At 32.2% G+C, this 22010-nt stretch carries 20 protein-coding genes; 14 read left to right on the top strand and 6 right to left on the bottom strand.

From position 1 onward, the window contains the following. Positions 1–1299: an ATP-binding protein gene (locus ACYUJ6_RS08645; RefSeq protein ID WP_461842403.1), complete on the bottom strand. Its 1299-nt coding sequence runs from the start codon at positions 1297–1299 to the stop codon at positions 1–3. 264 nt (positions 1300–1563) lie between these two features. Here ACYUJ6_RS08645 and ACYUJ6_RS08640 point away from each other — a divergent pair, with 264 nt between their 5' ends. The 7 genes from ACYUJ6_RS08640 (at position 1564) to ACYUJ6_RS08610 (ending at position 9458) form a co-directional block, all read left to right on the top strand. Continuing rightward, positions 1564–2871: a cation:dicarboxylate symporter family transporter gene (locus ACYUJ6_RS08640; RefSeq protein ID WP_461842402.1), complete on the top strand. Its 1308-nt coding sequence runs from the start codon at positions 1564–1566 to the stop codon at positions 2869–2871. A 198-nt stretch (positions 2872–3069) separates the two neighbouring features. Continuing rightward, complete coding sequence (locus ACYUJ6_RS08635; RefSeq protein ID WP_461842401.1) at positions 3070–4776, top strand: ASKHA domain-containing protein; 1707 nt, start codon at positions 3070–3072, stop codon at positions 4774–4776. Between the two features lie 13 nt (positions 4777–4789). After that, positions 4790–5662: a uroporphyrinogen decarboxylase family protein gene (locus tag ACYUJ6_RS08630; protein ID WP_461842400.1), complete on the top strand. Its 873-nt coding sequence runs from the start codon at positions 4790–4792 to the stop codon at positions 5660–5662. 20 nt (positions 5663–5682) lie between these two features. Further along, the gene (locus ACYUJ6_RS08625) at positions 5683–6369 is read left to right on the top strand and encodes a corrinoid protein (protein WP_461842399.1); all 687 of its coding nucleotides are present in this window, start codon (positions 5683–5685) and stop codon (positions 6367–6369) included. Then, positions 6359–7438 carry a uroporphyrinogen decarboxylase family protein gene (locus ACYUJ6_RS08620; RefSeq protein WP_461842398.1) on the top strand — a complete coding sequence of 360 codons (1080 nt, stop codon included), beginning with the start codon at positions 6359–6361 and terminating at the stop codon, positions 7436–7438. Before ACYUJ6_RS08625 ends, ACYUJ6_RS08620 begins: the two co-directional genes overlap by 11 nt. A gap of 12 nt (positions 7439–7450) precedes the next feature. Beyond that, positions 7451–8470 carry a methylcobamide:CoM methyltransferase MtbA gene (locus ACYUJ6_RS08615; RefSeq protein ID WP_461842397.1) on the top strand — a complete coding sequence of 340 codons (1020 nt, stop codon included), beginning with the start codon at positions 7451–7453 and terminating at the stop codon, positions 8468–8470. Positions 8471–8510: 40 nt separating this feature from the next. Next, complete coding sequence (locus ACYUJ6_RS08610; protein ID WP_461842396.1) at positions 8511–9458, top strand: ROK family protein; 948 nt, start codon at positions 8511–8513, stop codon at positions 9456–9458. A gap of 274 nt (positions 9459–9732) precedes the next feature. On the opposite strand, the gene tnpA is transcribed toward ACYUJ6_RS08610, so the two are convergent. Beyond that, positions 9733–10074 (bottom strand): IS200/IS605 family transposase, encoded by a 342-nt coding sequence (gene tnpA / locus ACYUJ6_RS08605; RefSeq protein ID WP_242977743.1) that lies wholly within the window; start codon positions 10072–10074, stop codon positions 9733–9735. Beyond that, complete coding sequence (locus tag ACYUJ6_RS08600; RefSeq protein WP_170065774.1) at positions 10040–10213, bottom strand: hypothetical protein; 174 nt, start codon at positions 10211–10213, stop codon at positions 10040–10042. Before ACYUJ6_RS08600 ends, tnpA begins: the two co-directional genes overlap by 35 nt. A gap of 95 nt (positions 10214–10308) precedes the next feature. Between ACYUJ6_RS08600 and tnpB the strand changes: the two genes are divergently transcribed. Next, positions 10309–11415: an IS200/IS605 family element RNA-guided endonuclease TnpB gene (gene tnpB, locus ACYUJ6_RS08595; protein ID WP_461842395.1), complete on the top strand. Its 1107-nt coding sequence runs from the start codon at positions 10309–10311 to the stop codon at positions 11413–11415. Positions 11416–11666: 251 nt separating this feature from the next. On the opposite strand, the gene ACYUJ6_RS08590 is transcribed toward tnpB, so the two are convergent. Then, entirely contained in the window at positions 11667–12059 is a 393-nt protein-coding gene (locus ACYUJ6_RS08590) for a hypothetical protein (protein ID WP_461842394.1), read from the bottom strand. Positions 12060–12192: 133 nt separating this feature from the next. Here ACYUJ6_RS08590 and ACYUJ6_RS08585 point away from each other — a divergent pair, with 133 nt between their 5' ends. The 5 genes from ACYUJ6_RS08585 (at position 12193) to ftcD (ending at position 17211) form a co-directional block, all read left to right on the top strand. After that, positions 12193–13116 (top strand): patatin-like phospholipase family protein, encoded by a 924-nt coding sequence (locus ACYUJ6_RS08585; protein WP_461845394.1) that lies wholly within the window; start codon positions 12193–12195, stop codon positions 13114–13116. A 99-nt stretch (positions 13117–13215) separates the two neighbouring features. Beyond that, a complete protein-coding gene (gene cysS, locus ACYUJ6_RS08580) occupies positions 13216–14628 on the top strand; it encodes a cysteine--tRNA ligase (RefSeq protein ID WP_461845393.1) in 1413 nt (470 codons plus the stop codon). Between the two features lie 95 nt (positions 14629–14723). Continuing rightward, entirely contained in the window at positions 14724–15077 is a 354-nt protein-coding gene (locus ACYUJ6_RS08575) for a carboxymuconolactone decarboxylase family protein (protein WP_461845392.1), read from the top strand. A 166-nt stretch (positions 15078–15243) separates the two neighbouring features. Continuing rightward, positions 15244–16140, top strand: a complete 897-nt coding sequence (locus ACYUJ6_RS08570; RefSeq protein ID WP_461845391.1) for a potassium channel family protein — start codon at positions 15244–15246, stop codon at positions 16138–16140. 174 nt (positions 16141–16314) lie between these two features. Further along, positions 16315–17211, top strand: coding sequence for a glutamate formimidoyltransferase (gene ftcD, locus ACYUJ6_RS08565; protein WP_461845390.1), 897 nt, complete (start codon positions 16315–16317; stop codon positions 17209–17211). 91 nt (positions 17212–17302) lie between these two features. Here ftcD and ACYUJ6_RS08560 read toward each other — a convergent pair whose 3' ends face one another. Continuing rightward, positions 17303–20014, bottom strand: a complete 2712-nt coding sequence (locus ACYUJ6_RS08560; RefSeq protein WP_461845389.1) for an AAA family ATPase — start codon at positions 20012–20014, stop codon at positions 17303–17305. Positions 20015–20192: 178 nt separating this feature from the next. Between ACYUJ6_RS08560 and ACYUJ6_RS08555 the strand changes: the two genes are divergently transcribed. Further along, positions 20193–21482 (top strand): transposase, encoded by a 1290-nt coding sequence (locus ACYUJ6_RS08555; protein WP_461843288.1) that lies wholly within the window; start codon positions 20193–20195, stop codon positions 21480–21482. A 181-nt stretch (positions 21483–21663) separates the two neighbouring features. Here the strand turns inward: ACYUJ6_RS08555 and ACYUJ6_RS08550 are convergent, their stop codons facing one another. After that, positions 21664–21969 (bottom strand): AfsR/SARP family transcriptional regulator, encoded by a 306-nt coding sequence (locus ACYUJ6_RS08550; protein ID WP_461845388.1) that lies wholly within the window; start codon positions 21967–21969, stop codon positions 21664–21666. Positions 21970–22010 lie beyond the last annotated feature (41 nt).

The raw sequence follows: 22010 nt of genomic DNA, 5'->3' as shown, positions 1-22010 counted from the left end.
TCACCCCTTTTTTATTAAGCTTTCAACGGGAATTTCAATAGTGAAAATGGTTCCACTGCAATTAGTTGTATTGTTAAAAAAAATTTTGCCCTTTAAATTTGTGGCTACTTCTTTTACATAAGAAAGACCTATACCTGTAGAAGGTTCTCCAAATTCATTGTATTTTGTCGTATAGCCCGGCTTGAAAATAAGTTCTCTCTTTTTTTCCGGTATTCCAGTACCAGTATCCTCTATTTGAAACACAATTAAATTGTATTTTTTATTTATATAAATTTTTATAATACCCATTTTCCCTATGGATTCTACAGAATTTGATACTAAGTTGTTTATAAGTGACATTACAGTATAGCTGTGAAGTTCAGGTATACCCGGGGATATATCTGTAAAAAATTTAATTTCTTTTCCGAGGGATATAGAATATTTTCTATTTGTTTCAACTATTATGTTGACAATTTCATTTACATTCATATAGTCTTTGGAGTTTTCAGATAAAATCATTTTAGAGAGGCCTGCATATATCCTCTGGTTGTCCTTTTTTATTTCATGCACCTGCCCTGCAATCTCCAATAATTCTTGTGCCAATTTTTGAGAGTCAAATTTAGAATGATTATTTTGAAGCCCTTCATATAAATTATAGCAATTTCTTGTGATATTTTCAGCATAGGTCAGTGATTTTTTTAATTGAACAGACTCAGCATATAAGTTTGAAATAAGTAAAAACATATATCTGTTTTGTTCCTCTTTTTGCTTGGCAAAAGTTCTAACTCCATTTAATTTTATTATATTGAAAAATCCAAGTACAAAAAAGCTTCGTGTAATAGCAATAATGCAAACTAATCCCAGGGTGTAAATTGAAATTAAATCTCCAAGTAGAAAAAATCTTATTGTCAGTTCCGTGGTGGAGGAAATTATATCTATAACAGTAGCTATTATGCCTATTAAAAGTGGCCTGTTATGAAAACTGTTTACTTTTGTAATGCATAATAAGAATGAAAATACCAGATAGTAGAAAAAAGCCGGGAAATTTAATAAAAATTCATTGAAAAACTTAAATCCGCTTTGCGATATATAATCAAGTGCAATTCTAAAGGCAACAGTAGAGGTACCAACTACAATTCCGTATAAGATTAGAGGTATCTTTTTTACCCACAGCAGGAGAAATAAAAACATGGCAGAGCTGAAACTGACACGAAAAGTATTATGAAATGGATAAAATTTTAATTCACTTATTAATGGTATTGAAATTACCATCAGTACTAAAATAAATAAATCATCTTTCAAATTTGAAATGTTTTTCAAGTAAATATTCACCTCTTTAACGCAGTTCCTAAAACATAAACATTATACCATAAAAGCATAATTATGTTTTTGAAAAATATGAAGCATAAAAAAATCATGTATTCATTAATTATAAAATTAAAAAAACTTTTGTATACTGAGGTATAATAATGTAGTTTTTTATATACCAGCATATAAGATATATTTGAAATGAGCAGATGTTTTCAAAGCTTTTTATATGTTTTTATGTATGTTGATTTTATTAATAATATGGGAGGGAATAAAATGAAAAAGAAGCTTAAGGGTGGACTGGCTACTCAAATTCTCATAGGACTTGTACTTGGAGTTGTGGTAGGGGCTGTGTTTTATGGTAATCCAACTGTAAGTAAGATTTTGCAGCCCTTTGGAACTATTTTTATACGATTGATCAAGATGATAGTTATACCAATTGTGGTTTCATGCCTTATAATAGGTGTTGCCGGAGTTGGGGACATGAAGAAAATAGGTATTCTGGCACTGAAGACGATAGTATATTTTGAAATAATGACTACTATTGCCCTTATTGTGGGAGTTGTATTTGCAAATGTATTTCATCCGGGTACAGGTGTTGACATGAGTACACTTTCAAAGACCAGTATCAGCAGTTATGTAAACACTGCAAAAGAAGCCAGCAATAAAGGATTTATAGATACTTTAATTAATATAGTTCCAAATAATATTGCAGAATCTTTAAGTAAGGGGGATATGCTTCCTATTATATTTTTTTCCGTTATGTTCGGACTTGGAATTGCAGCTGTTGGAGAGAAAGGGAAACCTTTATTGAAATTATTTCAGGGTACAGCTGAAACAATGTTCTGGGTAACAAATACCATTATGAAAACTGCACCTATTGGAGTATTTGCACTTATTGGAGTAACTGTGTGCAATTTCGGTCTTAAATCTCTTGTACCTCTGGGGAAATTAATGATATTGGTTTATACGGCTATGATTCTATTTATACTGATATTTATGGGAATAGCAGCAAAGATTGTAGGCAATAGTGTATTTAAAATAATAAGAATATTGAAGGATGAGATTTTGCTTGCTTTTAGTACAGCTAGTTCGGAAACAGTACTTCCGAGAATAATGGAGAAAATGGAGAAATACGGGTGCCCGAATTCAATTGTATCTTTTGTAGTTCCTACAGGATATACTTTCAATCTGGATGGTTCAACTCTTTATGAATCCATTGCTGCCATATTTATAGCACAATTATATGGAGTACATCTATCCATTGGAGCTCAAATAAGCTTGATAGTGGTACTTATGATAACTTCAAAAGGAATAGCAGGTGTTCCAGGGGCTTCCTTTGTAGTGCTGCTTGCCACATTAGGTGCCGTAGGCCTTCCAATAGAAGGACTTGCTTTCATAGCTGGAATTGATCGTCTTCTGGATATGGCAAGGACGGTAGTAAATGTGGTGGGAAATTCTCTTGCCAGCATATTTGTTTCCAACTGGGAGCATAAATATGATAAAGAAAAAGGTAAAAAGTATTATGAGTATATTAAGAAAAACAGTGACAATATGAATATCAGCAGCAATATAACAGCTTAACATATATAAAGATGAGAATTAAAAAACCTTAAATTCTCATCTTTATATTTTTTTATTATAGGTAAGTATTAAAATATAAGAAATACAGATTAGTTAAAGAATTATGCTGTGATACAATTGATACTGTAAGTTAAAAAAATTAAAGAAAAACAATAAGTTTTTCCTGATTTATTTATATAGCTTAAAGGAGAAGATAAAATGTGCTGTATTACTTTTTTAGATAAGAATATAAAAATTCATGTAAAAAAAGGTACAAAACTTGTAGATTGCATAAGAAAAGCGGGATTTAGCATAGAGACTCCCTGTGCTGGTTCTGGAAAGTGCGGGAAATGCAAAGTCAGGGCATTTGGGGAACTAAGTCCTAAAACTGCAGAAGAATGTAAGCTGACAGAAGAAAATATTAGATTGTCCTGTATAGCCAGGGTACAGGGTGATGCAAGTATAGAGTTCACTCAAAAAGAAAATGATTTAAAAACTGTAAATAGGGGATATTGCAAAAATGTAGAAGTTAAAAGTGGTTTTGAAAAATTAGAATTATTTAAGGATAATTCAACAGGTTCTAATATAAATTACAAGGTGGAAAACTTAAATGTACTGAAAAAAATGGGGTTGTTGGAAAACCACAAATTGAAAAAAGTTCAGGGAATATTATTTAATAAAACTCTCATAGATGTAGATGAGCATATAGAAAATATGCTGGGAGTTGCAGTGGACATAGGAACAACTGGAATATCCTCCTATCTTGTAGATTTAAAAAGTGGAGAAGTATTAGAAAGGGTTTCAGGTTTAAACCCCCAGATTAAATATGGAGGAGATGTAATTTCAAGGATAACTTATTCCATGGAAAATGAAGATGGCAGTGAAACTTTAAGTAGATGTATAAGGGAAAAAATAGACTATATGATTGAAGAACTAATACGAAAAAATTATCAAAGACAGGATATTTACGGGATTTCCATAGCAGCTAATACCACTATGCTGCATTTATTTTTAGGAGTAAAGGCAGATTCTATAGCTGTATTTCCCTATAGAGCCATATTTCTAAATGAATTGAATTTAAGGGCGGAAGAACTGGGAATACATATAAATAGACAGGGTATGGTTACAATTCTTCCCTCGGCTTCATCTTATATAGGGGCTGATATAATTTCGGGGATTGTAGCTGTGGATTTTCACAAAAGATCTTATCCTTCTTTATTTATAGACATAGGTACTAATGGAGAAATAGTTGCCATATGCAATGAAAAAATGGCTGCTTGTTCTACTGCAGCAGGTCCAGCACTTGAAGGAATGAATATTGACTGTGGAATGAGGGCAGAAGAAGGAGCTATAGATAGTTTTGACATAGATGAAAATTATGAATTGGACTATACTACTATAGGAAATAAAGAGGCAGTGGGAATCTGCGGCAGTGCATTATTGGATATTGCAGCAGCTTTTCTGGAAAACGGTATAATAACTAAGACCGGCAGGTTCAGTAAAGGATTTCCAGACAAAATCAGTAACAGATTGGCGGAAAAAAGATTTTATATAACGGATAAGGTATTCGTATCGCAGAGGGATATAAGACAGATTCAATTGGCCAAGGGAGCTATATGTTCAGGTATGCAAATGCTTTTGAAAGAAATAGATATGAATGTCAAAGATATACAGGAAATAGTTATAGCAGGTGCTTTTGGATACCATATCAATGCGGAAAGCATAAAAAAAATAGGCCTTATTCCAAGGGAGTTTAATGGGAAAATAAGTTTTGTGGGAAATTCTTCTGTAGAAGGAGCCAGGATGGCTCTTGTAAATAAAGATAAGCTTCAGGAAATGGAGAAAATAAGAAAAAACATAAAGATAGTAGAACTTTCTTTAAAGGATGATTTTCAGGATTACTTTATAAGAGCGCTGAATTTTTAAGGGAGGTAATTAAATGGAATATACCATTGATTTTAAATGTGTAACTGACAATGATGAGGAAATACCTGAACAAGTGGTGTTGGATACTGGTGTCAGCTTTCCACAGGTACATTACCATGGAGAAAGTATGGCAAGGCTTGCACGGGCCATAAGAATATATAATAAAGATATGGTATGTATGGTACCTTTTTGTATGACCGTAGAAGCAGAAGCACTTGGGGCAGATATAAAAATGGGTGACAGGGCAATGGGACCCAGAGTTTCAAATTATGTGGTTAAAAATATAGAAAATTTTAAAAAGATAAAACCTATTGATTTGAGTGAAGGCAGAATTAACCAGGTATTAAAGGCTGTCAATATTTTAAGCAGCAGTGGAGAACAAACTGTATTGGCTGTTCAGGGACCGTTTACTGTAATGAGTTCACTGATGGATCCAAGGATATTTTATAAAGCTATTAGAAAGGACAAAGCTAGTGTAGATGATTTTATGGAAGTGATTATAGACAGCATAGTATCTTTTGCAGAAGCTGGAATTGAAAATGGAGCAAAGATAATTTCTTTTGGAGATTCGGCAGGAACTTTGGATATACTTGGACCTAGAATATATAAAAATTACAGCGGCAGATACAGTTATGAAGTCCTGAAAAAATTATATCCCAAGTTGCAGGATGCCATTGTACACTTTTGCGGAATAACTTCGAGTTCCATGGATAAGGGGGGGCTTATAACTTCTAAGCCCATTGAAGTGGAAAGAGGAGTTACCTATGGAGAAGCACTGAATTACATAATAGAAAATAGAAAGGATGTGAAAATAGTAGGTCATAATTGCATGAGGAAAACTTCGTCTAAAATGAAAACGCCTGTAATTTGGAAGATAAATTTATAAATTTAAGGGAGAGGATATGAATGAGTATTAAAGAGGAGTTAATAAAGAAATTGTCGGATTCCATAGTGGATATGGAAGAAGAGAATACAGTAAAGGCAGCTAATAAATGGGTACAAAATGGATTAAGGGTCTATGATGCCATAGATAAGGGATTGGCTGATGGTATGAATAGAGCAGGGATTTTATATGAGCAGGAAGAATACTATATACCAGAACTTCTGATGTGTTCAGATGCTATGTATGCAGGTCTTGACATATTAAAACCATATCTTGATAAGAATGAAGAAAATAATAAACATAGAGTTGTAATAGGTGTTGTAGAGGGAGATACCCATGATATAGGTAAGAATCTGGTAAAAATAATGATGGAAACTGAAGGCTTTGAAGTTATAGATTTAGGCAGGGATGTACCACCAGCAGACTTTGTAAACAAAGCAAAAGAAGTTGAAGCGGATATAATAGCATTATCTACTCTTATGACTACTACTATGGATGGCATGGCAGAAGTTGTAAAATTATTAAAAGAAGAGGGAATAAAAGATAAAGTAAAGGTAATGGTAGGCGGCGGACCTATTTCACAAAGCTTTGCAGATAAAATAGGAGCAGATATATATACTACAGATGCGTCTAAAGCTGCTAAGACGGCAAAGAAATTATTTATGTCAAAATCTCTTTTGTCAAAAGGTGGTGTTACTGATGAAAGATAAAATGACTCCTATGGAGAGAGCATTGGCTTTAGCAAAGGGAAAAGATGTTGATAGATTGCCCTGTAATCCAAATATAGCAAATGGAGTTGCCCGTATATATGGTTGTAAAATATCCGACTTTAATACCAGCGGGAAAGCTATAGCTGAAGCCCAGATAGCGGCTTATAGGAAGTTTGGCATGGATGGTGTGAGAGTATTTACTGATCTGTATGTCTGGGCTGAGGCTATGGGAGCAGAACTAGTGCTTCCGGAAGATAATACGGCAGACTTGTTAAAACCGGCTTTAAACGATGTTGAAGATATAGACAAACTCAAAGTGGCAAATCCATATAAAGATGGCAGACTTCCTGTTTTTATAGAAGCCATGAAGTATTTGGTGGAGGCTATTGGTAAAGAAGTACCTTGTTCAGGGGGGATAGTGGGACCTTTCTCAAATGCTTTCTTTTTAATAGGAGTGGACAAGATGACGAGACTCTTATTGAAAAATCCTGACGCAGTTCATAAATTATGCAGAATATCTCTTGAAAATTGTATAGAGTATACAAAAGTTATTATAGAAAATGGTCTTACACCGACTATATCGGAGCCTCTGGCTTCCTGTACAGTAGTAAATCCAAAACATTTCAGAGAGTTTTGTGTTCCATATCTGAGGGAACTTGTTAGATTTATAAAATCAAAGGGTTCGGGGTGTACGCTTCATATATGTGGAAACACAAAAAAGATATGGGGGGATGTGGGCAGTATGGCAGAAGATGGGGTCACGGGTTTCAGCATGGATAATGTGGTAAGCCTTGAAGAGTGCAGCAGGACTATTGGAGATAAGGTGAAAATACTTGGGAATGTGGATCCTTCAGGTATAATGTATGCAGGCACTAAAAAGGATATAAGGAATGCAGTTATAGAAGCTGTAAAAGAAGGTTATAATACTCCTAAGGGTTATGTGGTCATGTCCGGGTGCAGTCTTCCGGTGGAAACACCTTTTGAAAATATACAGACCATGATGGATACTGTAAGAGAAATAGGTTATCCAGTAAATACAGGGAAACTTGAAAAAATGAAAGTAAAGTAGGTGGTTTTTTATATGTTGACTCCAAAAGAGCGGCTTAAGTTAGTTTTAAAAAAGTGTAAAGTTGACAGACCACCTTGTATATGTCCTGGTGGAATGATGAATATGGTAATAAGTGAGATTATGGATTTAACAGGATATAGCTGGCCAAAGGCACATATGGATAAAAAAATCATGGCAGAACTTGCAGCGGGAATTTATAAATATGGAGGTTTTGAAAACGTTGGAGTACCATTTTGTATGACTGTAGAGGCAGAAGCTATGGGTGCAGAAGTTTCCCTGGGCAGCAGGATAAATGAACCCAGAGTTACTAAATATGTAATAGATTCTGTGAACAATTGGACAAAGTTAAAAAATATGAATATGAATACAGGAAGAGTTAAAGTGGTTTTAGAAGCCATAAAAATTTTAAAAGAAAAAAAATTACCTGTACCTATTATGGCAAATTTAACAGGACCTGTAAGTACTGCTTCTTCTCTAATGGAACCGGAGATATTTTATAAGGATCTCATAAGGAAAAAAGACGAGGCACATAAATTTATGGAATTTGTTACGGATAATCTTATAGAGTTCGGAAAAGCTCAGCTGGATGCCGGAGCTGATTTACTTACCATATCGGATCCCAGTGGTACCGGGGAAATAATGGGTCCCGGAAATTTCAGAAATTTTATGCTTCCCTATTTAAATAAAATCGTGGATTCTCTGAAAAAATATACTGATTATGGAATCATAATACATATATGCGGGAGATTGAGAAGTATATATTCAGAATTAAATGACCTTCACAGTAATGTCATAAGTTTTGATTCTATTACCAGTGTAAAGCAAGTATGCAAAAATGTTAAAAATAAAGTTATAATGGGTAATGTAAGCACATTTTCCTTGGAAAATGCCAAACCGGAAGATATTAGAAAGATGTGTTTTAACTGTATGGAATCAGGAGTGGATATACTGTCACCTGCCTGTGGAATAGGTCCCAGGACTCCACTTGTAAATATAAAGACTATGGTTAAGGCTGCAAGGGATTTTAAATAAGCCATGGAGTTGTTTTATAGTTGATTTAGGGGGTATTGACTTGAAAGAAGAGTTTGTAGTTGGAGTGGATTTGGGCGGTACAAAGACCTGTGCCGCGGTGGTAAATTTAAGTGGAAAAATAATATATGAGCAAACTCTGCCCACTAAAGTGTGGATGGGAAAAACGTTTATATTAAATAACATGATAACGCTTATAGAAGAATTAGTTCAAAAATGCAGATTGAATAATAAGGAGATAAAAGGAATTGGTGTCGGTTCTCCAGGACCCCTTGATATATCTAAAGGTGAGATAATCTGTGCTCCCAATCTGCCTTTTAAAAATTTCAATATTATAACTCCACTGAAGAATAAATTCAATATTCCTGTTTATCTGGATAATGATGCCAATGCTGCTGCGCTGGGAGAGTATATGTTTGGCGCAGGCAGAGGAAGCAGAAACATGATATTTATAACGGTTTCCACGGGAATAGGAGGAGGAGCTGTGTTAAATGGAAACATATACAGGGGAAGTACCCAAAATGCACTGGAGATAGGCCATATGACTTTGGAAAAAGACGGTCCCCTGTGCAATTGCGGTAATTGTGGATGCGCGGAAGTTTTGGCATCAGGCACTGCTATTGAGAGAGAAGCAAAAAAGGCTGTAAATAGAGGAGAAGTTACATCCCTTTCCAAATATGAAAATGTAACTTCAAAAGAAGTTTTTAAAGAAGCAGCTTTAGGAGATGATACAGCTGGAAGAATATTGGATACAGCCTTAAATTATTTGGGTATATGTGTGGCCAATGTAATGAATTGTTTTGATCCAGACGTGGTAGTAATAGGTGGCGGTGTTTCCAAAGGAGGCAGCATAGTTATTCAGAAGGTAAATGAAGTGGTAAAAAAAAGGTGTTTTAGAACAATAAGTGAAAATACTAAAATACTTCAGGCGGAATTAGGCACATATGCAGGTGTTATAGGAGCTGCTGCACTTGTAATTACAAGAATCTGAAAGACATTCCTTGTGATGAATCAAAACTTAATCAGATGCAGAGCCTAGGCTGCTTTTACATAAACTCCAAAGAGGCATAATTACCTTTTGGGGTTTGTGTATTTATAATTGCTTTTTATAAATTAGCCTGTAAAACCTCGTACCCTTGTGGTCGAGGATGTAAGGGCTTTAAGTTAGGGGAGTTCAATACTCCCTTAACTTAACATTACACTAACTTCTGATTTTGAATGTACCTTTGAATTGTTTCAGTCGATACCGAACCTGCTGTACCAACCTAATAACCTTTGCTCCATAATCCACTACCCCAAAACCTTTGTCGTTTCAGATTTGGAAAGGTTCTAAAAATATACAGTGCAGATACACTTTTCAAAGTCTTAACAATGTCTACTGGTGCAATGGTTGGAGGTGTAGAAATAAATAAATGACAATGGTCAGGCATTATTCCCATTTCTAATAACTCATAACCATAGTTGAAGCAAATCATTTGAAAAACTTTTTTGAGTTCTTGCTCTAAAGTATTCTTAAAAATGCTATGACGATATTTAGGACAAAAGACAATGTGGTAATTAATATTGTAAATGCTATGCTTTGTTTTCAGTACCTTCGTACTTGTCAATTATAAGTTTCATTCCTTCCTCAATTAAGTCATTAGCATTGATTTTAGTTTGTTTTTCAGCACTTACTTTAAGAGCAAGGATTTGAATTTTAGAATATAAATCAACATCTAAAGTTGTATTAATGCTTTTTCTTGCCATGCTATCACCTCATATAAACTATACCATATAGTTGACGCTGCTTCAATGATGTTGTATAATAACTACATGAACTATATGAGAAACGAAGTGATATTGTGGAAAAGGCTTTCAAGTTTAGATTAGTACCAACTAAAGAACAAGAAATAATATTAAGTAAGACTTTTGGCTCTTGTAGATTTGTATATAATCACTATCTTGAAAAGAAGATAGACTTATACAAAAGTGAAGGGAAATCCATGTCTTATGTTGAGTGTGCCAACGATATGAAAAGCCTTAAAAGTCAACATGAATGGCTTAAAGAAATAGACGCAATATCACTTCAACAGAGTTTGAGAGATTTGGATAAAGCATATAAGAATTTCTTTAAGGGTAGTGGCTTCCCTAAATTCAAGAGTAAACATAATCATAATCAAAGTTATAGAACTCAAATGGTTAATGATAACATCAAAATTGAAGGCAATAAAATTAAACTACCTAAAATTGGTTGGATAGAGTTTAAAAAACATAGAGAAATTCAAGGTAAAATACTTAATGTTACGGTAAGTAGAACCCCTTCGAATAAGTGCTTTGTTTCCATTTGTTGCACCAATATTGAAAGTGAAAAACTACCTCAAAATTCTAATGCAATAGGCATTGATGTAGGTATAAAGTCATTTTGTGCTATGTCCAATGAGGAAACTATAGAAAATCCTAAATATCTTCAAAAGTCTTATGAGAATTTGATTAAGGTTCAAAGAAGATTAAGCAGTAAAACTAAAGGAAGTAAGAATTATCATAAAGCAAGGGTTAAACTTGCAAAAATCCATGAGAAAATTGCCAATCAAAGAGCAGATTTTTTGCATAAGGAATCTTTGAAACTTATAAAAGAAAATCAAATTATAATTCTTGAAGATTTGAATGTAAAAAACATGATGAAGGATGAAAAGTTAGCACAAAGAATAGGTGATTGCAGTTGGTCGGAGTTCACAAGACTACTTGAATATAAGGCTGAATGGTATGGTAGAACTGTACATAAAATAGATACTTTCTACCCTTCAAGTCAATTATGTTCGGTATGTGGCTATCAAAATGCAGAAGTAAAGGACTTAAACATAAGGGAATGGATATGTCCTAAATGCGATAGCAAACACGATAGGGATACCAATGCAAGTAAAAATATTCTAAAGCAAGGATTGAAAGAACTAAAAATATCAGTGGCGTAAGCCTGTAGATAAATACGGTAGGAACTATCGGAATTAAGCCTGTGGAGATAGTAGGTTGCGAGGTCGAAGAAGCAGGAAGCCCCATCCCCTTGTGGGTGGGGTAAGTTCACAATACGGTTTCTAGTCTTGCCATAATTTAGACCGATTCATGTTTACAATAGGGCAGAATTGTGAGGGTTACAAATAAAAGGTAAAAATGCTCTCTTCTGGGTTCTTTATTTAGGAAAGAGTATTCTTATTACTGGAGGATTTTACTGTAAATTTGAATTATTTATTGTATTTGGAATTGAATTTTTAATCTGTCCGCCGGTTTCCCTTATAATTTCTTTTAGCTTCTGAGAATCAAGTAAGTCAGAATTTATTATCACTTTGTAATTTGTGTCCTCAATTTCTCTTGAATTTCCAAAACCACCCAGCATGGGACTGCCTGAATCAAGCACCTTTTGAGATGAATTGCGTACAGATCCTTCGGAATTTATAATGTTTGAAAAATTTATACCGGATCCTAAACCAGAATTTGAATTATATAAATCTATATAGTTGTCATTTAAATCTACAGCCGTATTTCTAAAGCCTGCATTTTTAAGTTTTTTCATTGCATTATTTGCATTTTTTATACCGTTGTAATAAATTTCAATTCGCATTTTAAAATCACTCCTTAAAAATAGTATTTTAAGTTTAAATTTATTTTTCCCACTTATATGAAAATTATTCAATATTTTAATTTTGAGTGTCCTATTTTATGTGTTTACATATTTATATATTGAGGTGATTTTATTGAGGGCAGATGCTGTATTTGAAGGCGGAGGAATAAAAGGTATAGGCCTTATAGGAGCGGTATGTTATTTTGAAAAAATGGGGTATAAATGGAATAGATTTGCAGGAACTTCTGCAGGAGCAATTATAGCTGCACTTTTAGCTGTTGGATATAGAGGTGAAGAATTAAAAAATATAATGATGAATCTGGATGAAAAGACATTTTTCAAAAAAAACTATTTTTGGAAAATTTCTATGATTAAAAAAACAATTTCACTTTTTAAGGACAAGGGTATATATTCTTCTCAGGCCATAGAAAAATACGTAGAGGAACTTTTGCTGAAAAAGGGCAAGATAACTTTTGGAGATATAAGTACAGGTAATGAGTCACCTCTTAAAATAATAGCTTCGGATATAACAAAAAAATCCATGATTATACTGCCGGATGATTTAGCCAATTATGGAATAAATCCTATGAAATTCAAGATAGCTGAAGCAGTGAGAATGAGCATTAGCATTCCACTATATTTTAAACCGGTAGAGCTTTATTACGAAAACAAATGCAGTTATATAGTTGATGGAGGATTACTCAGCAATTTCCCAATATGGATATTTGATACAAAGGATATTCCGGCCTGGCCTACTATAGGTTTTAAATTGACAGAAAAAGATATAAAGCATAATGAATCTAAAAGAAGAGATTTCATTTCATATTTATTTGATATAATGGGAACTATGCTTGATAAAAATGAAGAAGTTTATGTAAAAGACAAGTATGCAGTGAGAACAGTATTTATACCTACCCTGGGTGTTAAGACCACAGAATTTAATATATCTAAAGATATGAGAGCAAAATTATTTGAATCAGGTTATAAAAGCGCCCAGCGGTTTTTACATCTTTGGGATTTTGATAATTATATAAGAGAGTACATGGTCAAAAAATAAATTGTTGAATTATATTATAATTGTGGTAATATTTATATGTAATGTGGTAATATTTATATATATAATACTAAAAGGCTACAGTAATAAGGGGAGATAAGTATGAATTTTTATATTTATAATACTATGAGTAGAAAAAAAGAAAAATTTATTCCTGTGCACAAAGGAAAAGTTGGAATTTATACTTGTGGTCCTACAGTTTATAATTATGCGCATATAGGAAATTTGAGAACTTATATATTTGAAGATTTGTTAAAAAAATCTTTTGAATATGATTCTTATAAAGTAAAGCATGTTATGAATGTAACAGATGTAGGTCATTTACAGTCAGATTCGGATACAGGAGAAGATAAAATGCAAATAGGAGCAGAACGTGAAAATAAAACTGTATGGGAAATCGCTAAATTTTACGAAGATGCTTTTTTTGAAGATTGTAATAAGCTTAATATAAAAAGACCTAATGTGATTTGTAAGGCAACTGATCATATCCAGGACATGATAAATTTAATTAAAACCTTAGAAGAAAAGGGATATACTTATATAGCCAATGGCAATGTTTACTATTCCATTGATAAGTTTAAAAATTATAATAAGCTGGCACATTTGAGCATGGAAGAGCTGGAAGCAGGAAGCAGAGTGGAAGTGGATGAGAATAAAAAAAATCCACTGGATTTTGTATTATGGTTTACCAATTCAAAATTCAAAAATCAGATAATGCAGTGGGATTCACCCTGGGGAAGGGGATTTCCTGGATGGCACATAGAGTGTTCTGCTATGTCATTAAAATATTTAGGGGATACAATAGATGTACATTGCGGTGGAGTGGATCATATTCCAGTGCATCATACCAACGAAATAGCTCAATCAGAGGCGGCTGTGGGCCATACATGTGTAAATTACTGGATGCACGGAGAATTTTTGGTTATAAATGGAGGAAAAATGTCTAAATCAAGTGGAGGTTTTTTGACACTGTCAAAAATTCAGGAACAGGGATTTTCTCCATTGGACTACAGGTATTTTTGTCTTCAATCAAGGTATAGAAAACAATTGATATTTAGCTACAGTGCCCTTAAACAGGCACAGTCCTCTTATAATAAATTAAAAGATAAAATAGCCTCTATAGTTTCAAGTGTAAAAGAAAATGAAAGAAAAGACGAAGAGTTAATAAATAAATATAAATCAAGGTTTAAAGAACAAATAGGCGATGACTTAAATATACCAAATGCATTTACGGTATTGTTTCAAGTTATAAAAAGTACTGAACTTACAAACAGGGAGAAAGAAATATTAATAGAGAGTTTTGACACTGTCTTTTCATTGGATTTATTAAAAATTGATAATAATAAATTGGATGATATAGATGTAAATTTAGTAGATAAATTAATAGCTGAAAGAGAAGAAGCAAGAAATAATAAAGATTGGGTTAAAGCTGATGAAATTAGAGATAAGCTTAAAGACATGAATATAGATATACTGGATTCAAAGAATGGAACCGTATGGAAAATAAGAAAATAAATAATCATTTCATATAAGGTTACATTATTTTACTTTTTATTGAGCATAATAGGTTAGATTAAATTATTTGTAATTTTACAAAAGGAGATGTTTTCATGGAAAACCCAAGAGAAATTTTAAAAGATTCCAGTGAGGGATTTGCTGAATTCAATAAAAGCAACGGAGAGCAAATGAAGGTCTTTTCCGATTTGATGGGAACTTTATTTAAGAACGGTGCTTTAGATGTAAAAACGAAGGAACTTATAAGTGTAGCTATAGGAATATACAATAGATGCAAATATTGTATTGTAGGTCATTCATATAAAGCACTACAGGCAGGGGCTTCCCCTGAGGAAATAATGGAAGCTGCCATGGTGGCTGTAGCTTTTGGCGGAGGGCCTTCCATGGCTTATTCTGTTACACTTCTTAGAAAGTCTCTGGAGGAGTTTAAATCGGATTTTAATAAATAATCTCAAAACATATTAAAAACACTGTTTGTGTAATTTATACTACATGAACAGCGTCTTTTATGATATCATTTTTTATTATAAAAATATTTAGAAAAGTTAATGGTGAAATGTGATAATAAACTTTTTATCTAAGTATAAATAGATATACTAAGATAGAGGTTATAATATGAAATGGTTTATTAACATATATAAAATCAGAAAAAGAACTGTTTTGTTTTTCCTTGCAGCATTTTATATAATTATATTATTCTGTTTTGGAATTATTTATTGGGATGTTGCCAATGATTCCAATGGAGAGTTTTTTATATTTCAAAATGATATAAACATGAACACAAAAATAGAAATATTTAAAAAAAATTTAGATATTAAAGTATACAGTAATGAACTTAAAAATAGTATAAAAAACCTGATATCTTCTGATGAATATAAAAGACCTGTTGCAAAATTGGAAACCATAAATAATTCACTTCAATCTATAAATGTATTTTCTTTTGAGAAGGTTTTGGGAGCAGATTGGGCTAATTATTATTATCTATTGCTTAAAGATAATGGCATTACCCATATTAGCCTGGAAAATTTAGGACAAGATAAAATAAGTGGAAGCTTTGACACTTACAAAATAAAAGTGTGCTTTTATAAAATGAATGAAGATGAAAAATTCAAAGATTTTAAAGGTTACACAAAAAATCAGCAGAATAATTTTAAAAAAATATATACCAAGTATATATGGGTGGACCAGTATCCTGTACTGCACCGTGAGCTTTTAAAAAAACAATATTTTTATTATCCATTGAATTTTTATTTCCCAGAGCTTATGGAAAAATCCATATCTTTTTTAGACGACAGTCCTTTGGTGCTTAAGTCAATAGCAGGCGGGAATTTTAAATATCCTTTATGGAATTTTATGTATTTTAGTGCAGTAACTATGACTACCTTGGGATATGGGGATATTGTACCTAATTCCACCATAGTGCGTGTTTTAGTCATGATAGAAACAATATCCGGTGTAATGATTATAGGCGTTTTCGCCTCATGTTTATTCTGGAACAAAGGGGTAAGATAAAAGGAAAATTTAACACTTAAACACCAGGATCATTTTAACTTGGCTTTAGCGTCTACAAATTTTACAGGTTAATATGCCAATTTTAAAATTTTAGACGTTTTAAAGATGTAACTAATTTATAATCGTATTAATTTAATGAATTGATTTAGATTAGAATTTGAGGAGGAAAATAGAATGTCAAAATTGGTGGAGTGTGTTCCGAATTTTAGTGAAGGCAGAAATGTGAAAATAATTGAAAGTATTGTAGATGAGGTTAGAAAAGTGGAAGGAGTAAAGCTTTTGGATTATTCTTCGGATAAAGATCATAATAGATCCGTAGTAACTTTTCTAGGATCTCCAGATAAAGTGGAAGAAGCTGCTTTTAAGCTTATAAAAAAGGCATCTCAACTTATAGATATGAGAAATCATAAAGGAGCACACCCAAGAATGGGCGCTACAGATGTAGTTCCATTTATACCTATTAAAGATGTTACAACTGAAGAGTGTGTGGAGATTTCCAAAAAATTAGGTAAAAAAGTGGGAGAAGAATTGGAAATACCTGTTTATTTATATGAGGATGCAGCCAGCTGTGAGGAGAGAAAAAATTTGGCCCATATAAGAAAAGGCCAGTACGAAGGATTTTTTGAAAAAATAAAGCAGCCTGAATGGAAGCCGGATTTTGGACCAGGCAAAATGAATGTAAAAAGCGGAGCAACGGTTATAGGTGCCAGATTTCCGCTCATAGCATATAATGTAAACTTAGGTACTGATAATGTGGAAATTGCCAATGCCATAGCTCGAAAAATAAGATATATAGGTGGAGGATTGAGATATGTTAAGGCTGTAGGGGTAAAAGTAACCGAAAGAAATATAGTACAAGTATCTATGAATCTGGTAAATTATGAAAAAACACCTATTTATATCGCTCAGGAAATGGTCAGAATGGAAGCCAAGAGATATGGTGTACCTGTAATAGGTAGTGAAGTTATAGGTCTGGTTCCAATGAAAGCCCTAATAGATTGTGCAGAATACTATCTTCAAATAGAAAATTTTGATATGGGTCAGGTATTGGAATCCAGGTTAAGTGAATAAATTTTAAATTGCTGACTATGCTCAGGTGGTTCTTGGTTTCAGATGAGCTTTCTTATAAGAAAACTCATCTGAAACTTGGAAGAACGTATATTCAATGCTGAATTTTCTGATTTAATTTTACAAGTATATCAATCTCATAATTGTCCAGTGACTTTTTTAAATATTTAATGCCGCTGCTGCAATAGTAATTTACACTTTCGTGAAGATATTTTTTAAAAACATAATTTAATTTTTCATTTTCTTTCATCTTTGTGCTGATTGCAGCTTTGATGCTGTACACAAGACCTATTTCATGGGGACTTTTTAGCATTTCCGAATGTATATGGGCAGCTTTTAAATAGCTTAAAGCTGCATTAAATTCCCCTTCATTAATTTTTAGTAAAGACATAAAGGCTTCCGCCACGGAACGTCCCCAGACTGAATCAAAATGGTTGTATATTTTAAGGGAGCTGCTAAAATATTCCTTTGCAAGAGTGTAATTTCCCATATCAAAAGCTGCTTCACCTGCATTTATACTGAATATTGCAATGGTTGAAACAATCTTTTTTTCTTGGCATATTTTAATTGCCTTATCATAATATTCAATGGCCTGGGAAAATTTCATGGAGTATCTTCTTATTTCACCTATATAATTATAAGCAGCTGCTATGTTCAAGGCATATTTATCTGATATTATGTGGTTTCTTTCAAGTATATTTATGGATTTGTTTAAAAGTTCTTCTGCCTCCCTATAATTTCCGCACATATTATTGTAAAGGGCTTTCAATCTAAATAATACGGCTTTTTCATCTTCATAGTCTTCAGATATGGCAATAGAAAGTCCAAGGTTTACATATGTAATCATATCTTTCACATTATAGGTCTGAATACAATAATAAATCATCTGTTTATAGCCTTCAAGGGCATAATTTATGTTATTTATATGAATTGACTTATTTATCATATCTTTTATTACGGCAGTCCCTTCTTCATATTTTCCTATCCGTATTAAATACCTTCCTTTCATATGAAGAAATATAATTTCCAAGGTTGTAATTTCCTTGAATTTACCCTGCTCTTTAATTTTATTTAAAAGTTTTTCTATTTTGCCTAAGCTGTTTAAAGCCTTTTCGTCACTAAAATATAAATTGCCATATTGAGTATTATCATAATAGAGTACGGGAAAAAGCTCATGGCTGAAACTAAGATATACATTTAAGCTTTTCATACTGTATTTAAGTTCTTTCACATAATTGCTGGCATTTGAAAAATGGTATATCAATTTATAATATGTATTTAAATCATCCTTATTTTTATTAAGGTTTTCTTCAAAAAGATCACCTATTTTATTGTGTAATATTTTCTTTCTGGCCAGAGATTGATTGGAATATATAAACTCCCTTAATTTCTGATGGGTAAATTTTAAATTTATAGTGCCTTCATTTAAAGTTTCTGTAAGTATAAACTTATTCTCTAATTCCTCTAGCATGTCCATTATTTCTAATTCATCTTTATGCATAATTTTCACCAGTATATAAAGAGGTGCTTCATCAAAGAACATGGAACATATATTTAAAATTTTTCTTCCCTCTTCAGAGATATCCAGGTATCTGCTTTTTAATATATCCTGCATTTTAGAGGACATTAGGTTTATATTTCCATTGGACTTTATTATATTCATATATTCAGTTAGGAAAAATAGATTTCCTTCAGTTTCACTGTAGATTTTATTTATCATTTTTTTACCCAAATTGTAATTTGGAAGTGATTCTTTTATGAAACTTTCCGTTTCTTTATAATCGAATCTGTATAGCTCAATTATATTGAGTTTATTATACATTTTCATGGATGTTATAAATTTATCCAGCTCCTCATTGCGTTCTTTTCTGCAGGTAGCAATTAAAATTATATTTCTGTTTTCACCTAAAAGTATACTGCTTAAAAGAAATAAGCTCATGGAATCAATCCATTGAATATCTTCAAATACCAATAGGATTTTTTGTTTAAATCCTATTTTTGTAAAAACATCTTCTATGGCATTTACAATCACTTCATATTTTAAATTATTATTGTTTTCTATAAGTTTTAAATTGGCGGAATAAGTTTTATCAAATTGGGGAAAGAAACTGCCTATTATGCTTTCACAAGCTTGAGGCAGAGGTATTTTTTCTACTTCAATTATTTCAGATAATTTTGATATTATGCTGTTCCAGGGCTTTAATATATATTCTTTTTCAAATTGATAGCAGCAGGTTTCAAGAATATATACATTGTTCTCAGGTATATTTTCCAGAAACTTTTCTTTTAGCTTTGTCTTTCCAATGCCGGCTTCGCCTAATATGAGAATGGAATTTGTATATACATTATTTATAAATTCCAAATAATTGTCCTCTAGAAATTTCAGTTCCCTGTATCTTCCAAAGAAAAACTTCTGTGGTTTTAAATTGCTATTTATATGGCTCATCCTATTTAGTATTTCATTGAACAATTCTTTTGTCTCTCTTGAAGGTTCTACATTCAGCTCCCTGTTTAAAATTTCTGAAAGCTTGTGATAGACCTCAATAGCCTTATTTAATTTGTTATTATTTATTAAACTGTACATTAGTTCCCTGTGAGCTTCCTCATCAAATTCATCAGCTTTTATTAACATTCTGGAGTAAGTTTCTGTTTTAGCATAGTTTTTATTTTCCTTCTCAGTAGAGATTTTTTCCTTTAATCTGTTTATATATATTTGCTGAAGATAATCTCTGAATTGCATTAACCAATCTTGAAAATTTTCTGCATTTTTTACATAGAATCCAGTTAAAAAGGCACCCTTATACAAATCAATCTCATTTTCCGTTTTTAAGAAAGTAATTACCTAGATTTCGTACAAACTAAATCTAACTAATATGAACAAATTTCCATGGTATTATATCCAAAAAGTAACTAAAGGATAATAGCACACCTTTCTAGAAATAGTTTCTTTGGAAAAACAATCATGAAAGGTGGTATTATCCTATATGAATAAGATAACATTTTCTCAAAGTGACTGTAAAGAAGAAACTACTTCCATTTGGCTTATTTCAGTAATGCAATATGGGCTAAAGCTTGAATTTTTCAAGCCCTTAGAGAATTTTAAACTAAAGATGAAAGAAGTAAAATTCTCAGTTTATCAGAAACTAATCACCATAATAATGTCCATAGTTATAGGCTGTGAATTTATGAAAGACATTAATGAGAACCTTGGTCCAGAAAAATTATCTGCAAATCTATTCAATATGGATAGTTTTCCTGATCAATCACAGATTAACAAAGTTTTAAACCGTTTTGACATTGACTCTATATCCCAGTTTGAGGATATACATCATAAACTTTTCATTAAAAATAGTAATTCAGTTTTTATTGATAAAAATGTCGTTGTAGATTTTGATCAATCTGGATTAATTGCAAATGGAAAATCCTATGAATTAACTGCAAAAGGATATTTCTCAAAGAAGAAAAATCAACGTGGATACCAAATGTCAGCAGCATTTACAGGAAAACACTCTGAAACAATTGCAATATATCTTGATTCTGGAAATACACACTGTCAAGATCATTTTAAAGATTTGCTTAAATCTACATTGTCAAAGTACACAGACTCATTGAATAATGGTAATTTAATTATACGGTCAGATAGTGGATATGGCTCTACAGATATAATTGAACTAATGAAATCCATACCTAACTTAAAGTTTGTTACCAAAGGTTATTCTACTGTAAAAGCAAAAAATATTGCCAAAGGAATACCATATTCTGAGTATACCCAGGCTGATGAGGCTGCATGGGTTTATGAACTTCCTAATACTGATGGATTGAGGATTATAATAGTTCAAATTCTCACTAAAAGTGGTAAATTAAAATATACAATGCTTGTAACCAATATTGATTCAAATGATATGAATGCAGTTGAATTATTCCACTTCTATAATGAACGTCAAACAATTGAAGCATTTTTTAAAATGGCTAAAAATGTATATCATATTAAAAACCTTAGAACTACTTCTTTTTATGGCATCTATGGATTCCTCTGGTTGGTTTTCTTAACTCACAATCTTATAACCTGGTTTAAAACAACAACATTGCATAATACTGAATTAGAAACTGTTGGGGTTAGAGTTCTAGTAAAGAAAGTTGGCAATATAAAAGGTTTTGTAAGACGAACTATTGATAAAATAGAGGTTAATATTCCTTCGCTTACCAAACTTTCTAAAATTATTGCAGACACACTATGTGGACCTTCATATGAGCAACTATGTTTTAATATTTAAAAGTGTAATGAAATATAATCCATTAATGGTAAATCTATTTTACCTATATTAAGCAATTTGTTTTTTAGGGCTACCACATTAAACCAGCAGGCTCTGCCTAAAAAAAGGATTAATTTAGTAATTATTGGCTTAAATTTACTGGCATTAAAATCAAAAATATTATTTTACATTGGTACAAAACTTAGGTAATTACATCAGACTGTATATTTATATCCGGATTTATCATGACAGTTGATTTTCTCGGTGATATAAACACTTCCAGATTAAATGTTTTCTTTATTTTATACAAGGCATTTCTCAGATTTTTTTTTGCCCTGTGTTCTTCTTCTTCAGACCACAACAATCCAGCTAATTTTTCTCTTGTACATTCTTTATTTATAAGTAAATAACAAAAAAGGGCCTGTGCTTTATTGTAGGGGAATAAAACCTTTTTGTCATCCATAGCTGCTTCAAAATTCCCAAACATTTTTACATCTATAAAGTTCACCATATCCCTTCTTTCAGATAATATTTTAATTATATTATAAC

Source organism: Clostridium sp. JNZ X4-2 (genome assembly GCF_054889485.1).
Note: the sequence above shows the minus strand (reverse complement) of the source record. Positions and strands in the feature narration are given on the sequence as shown.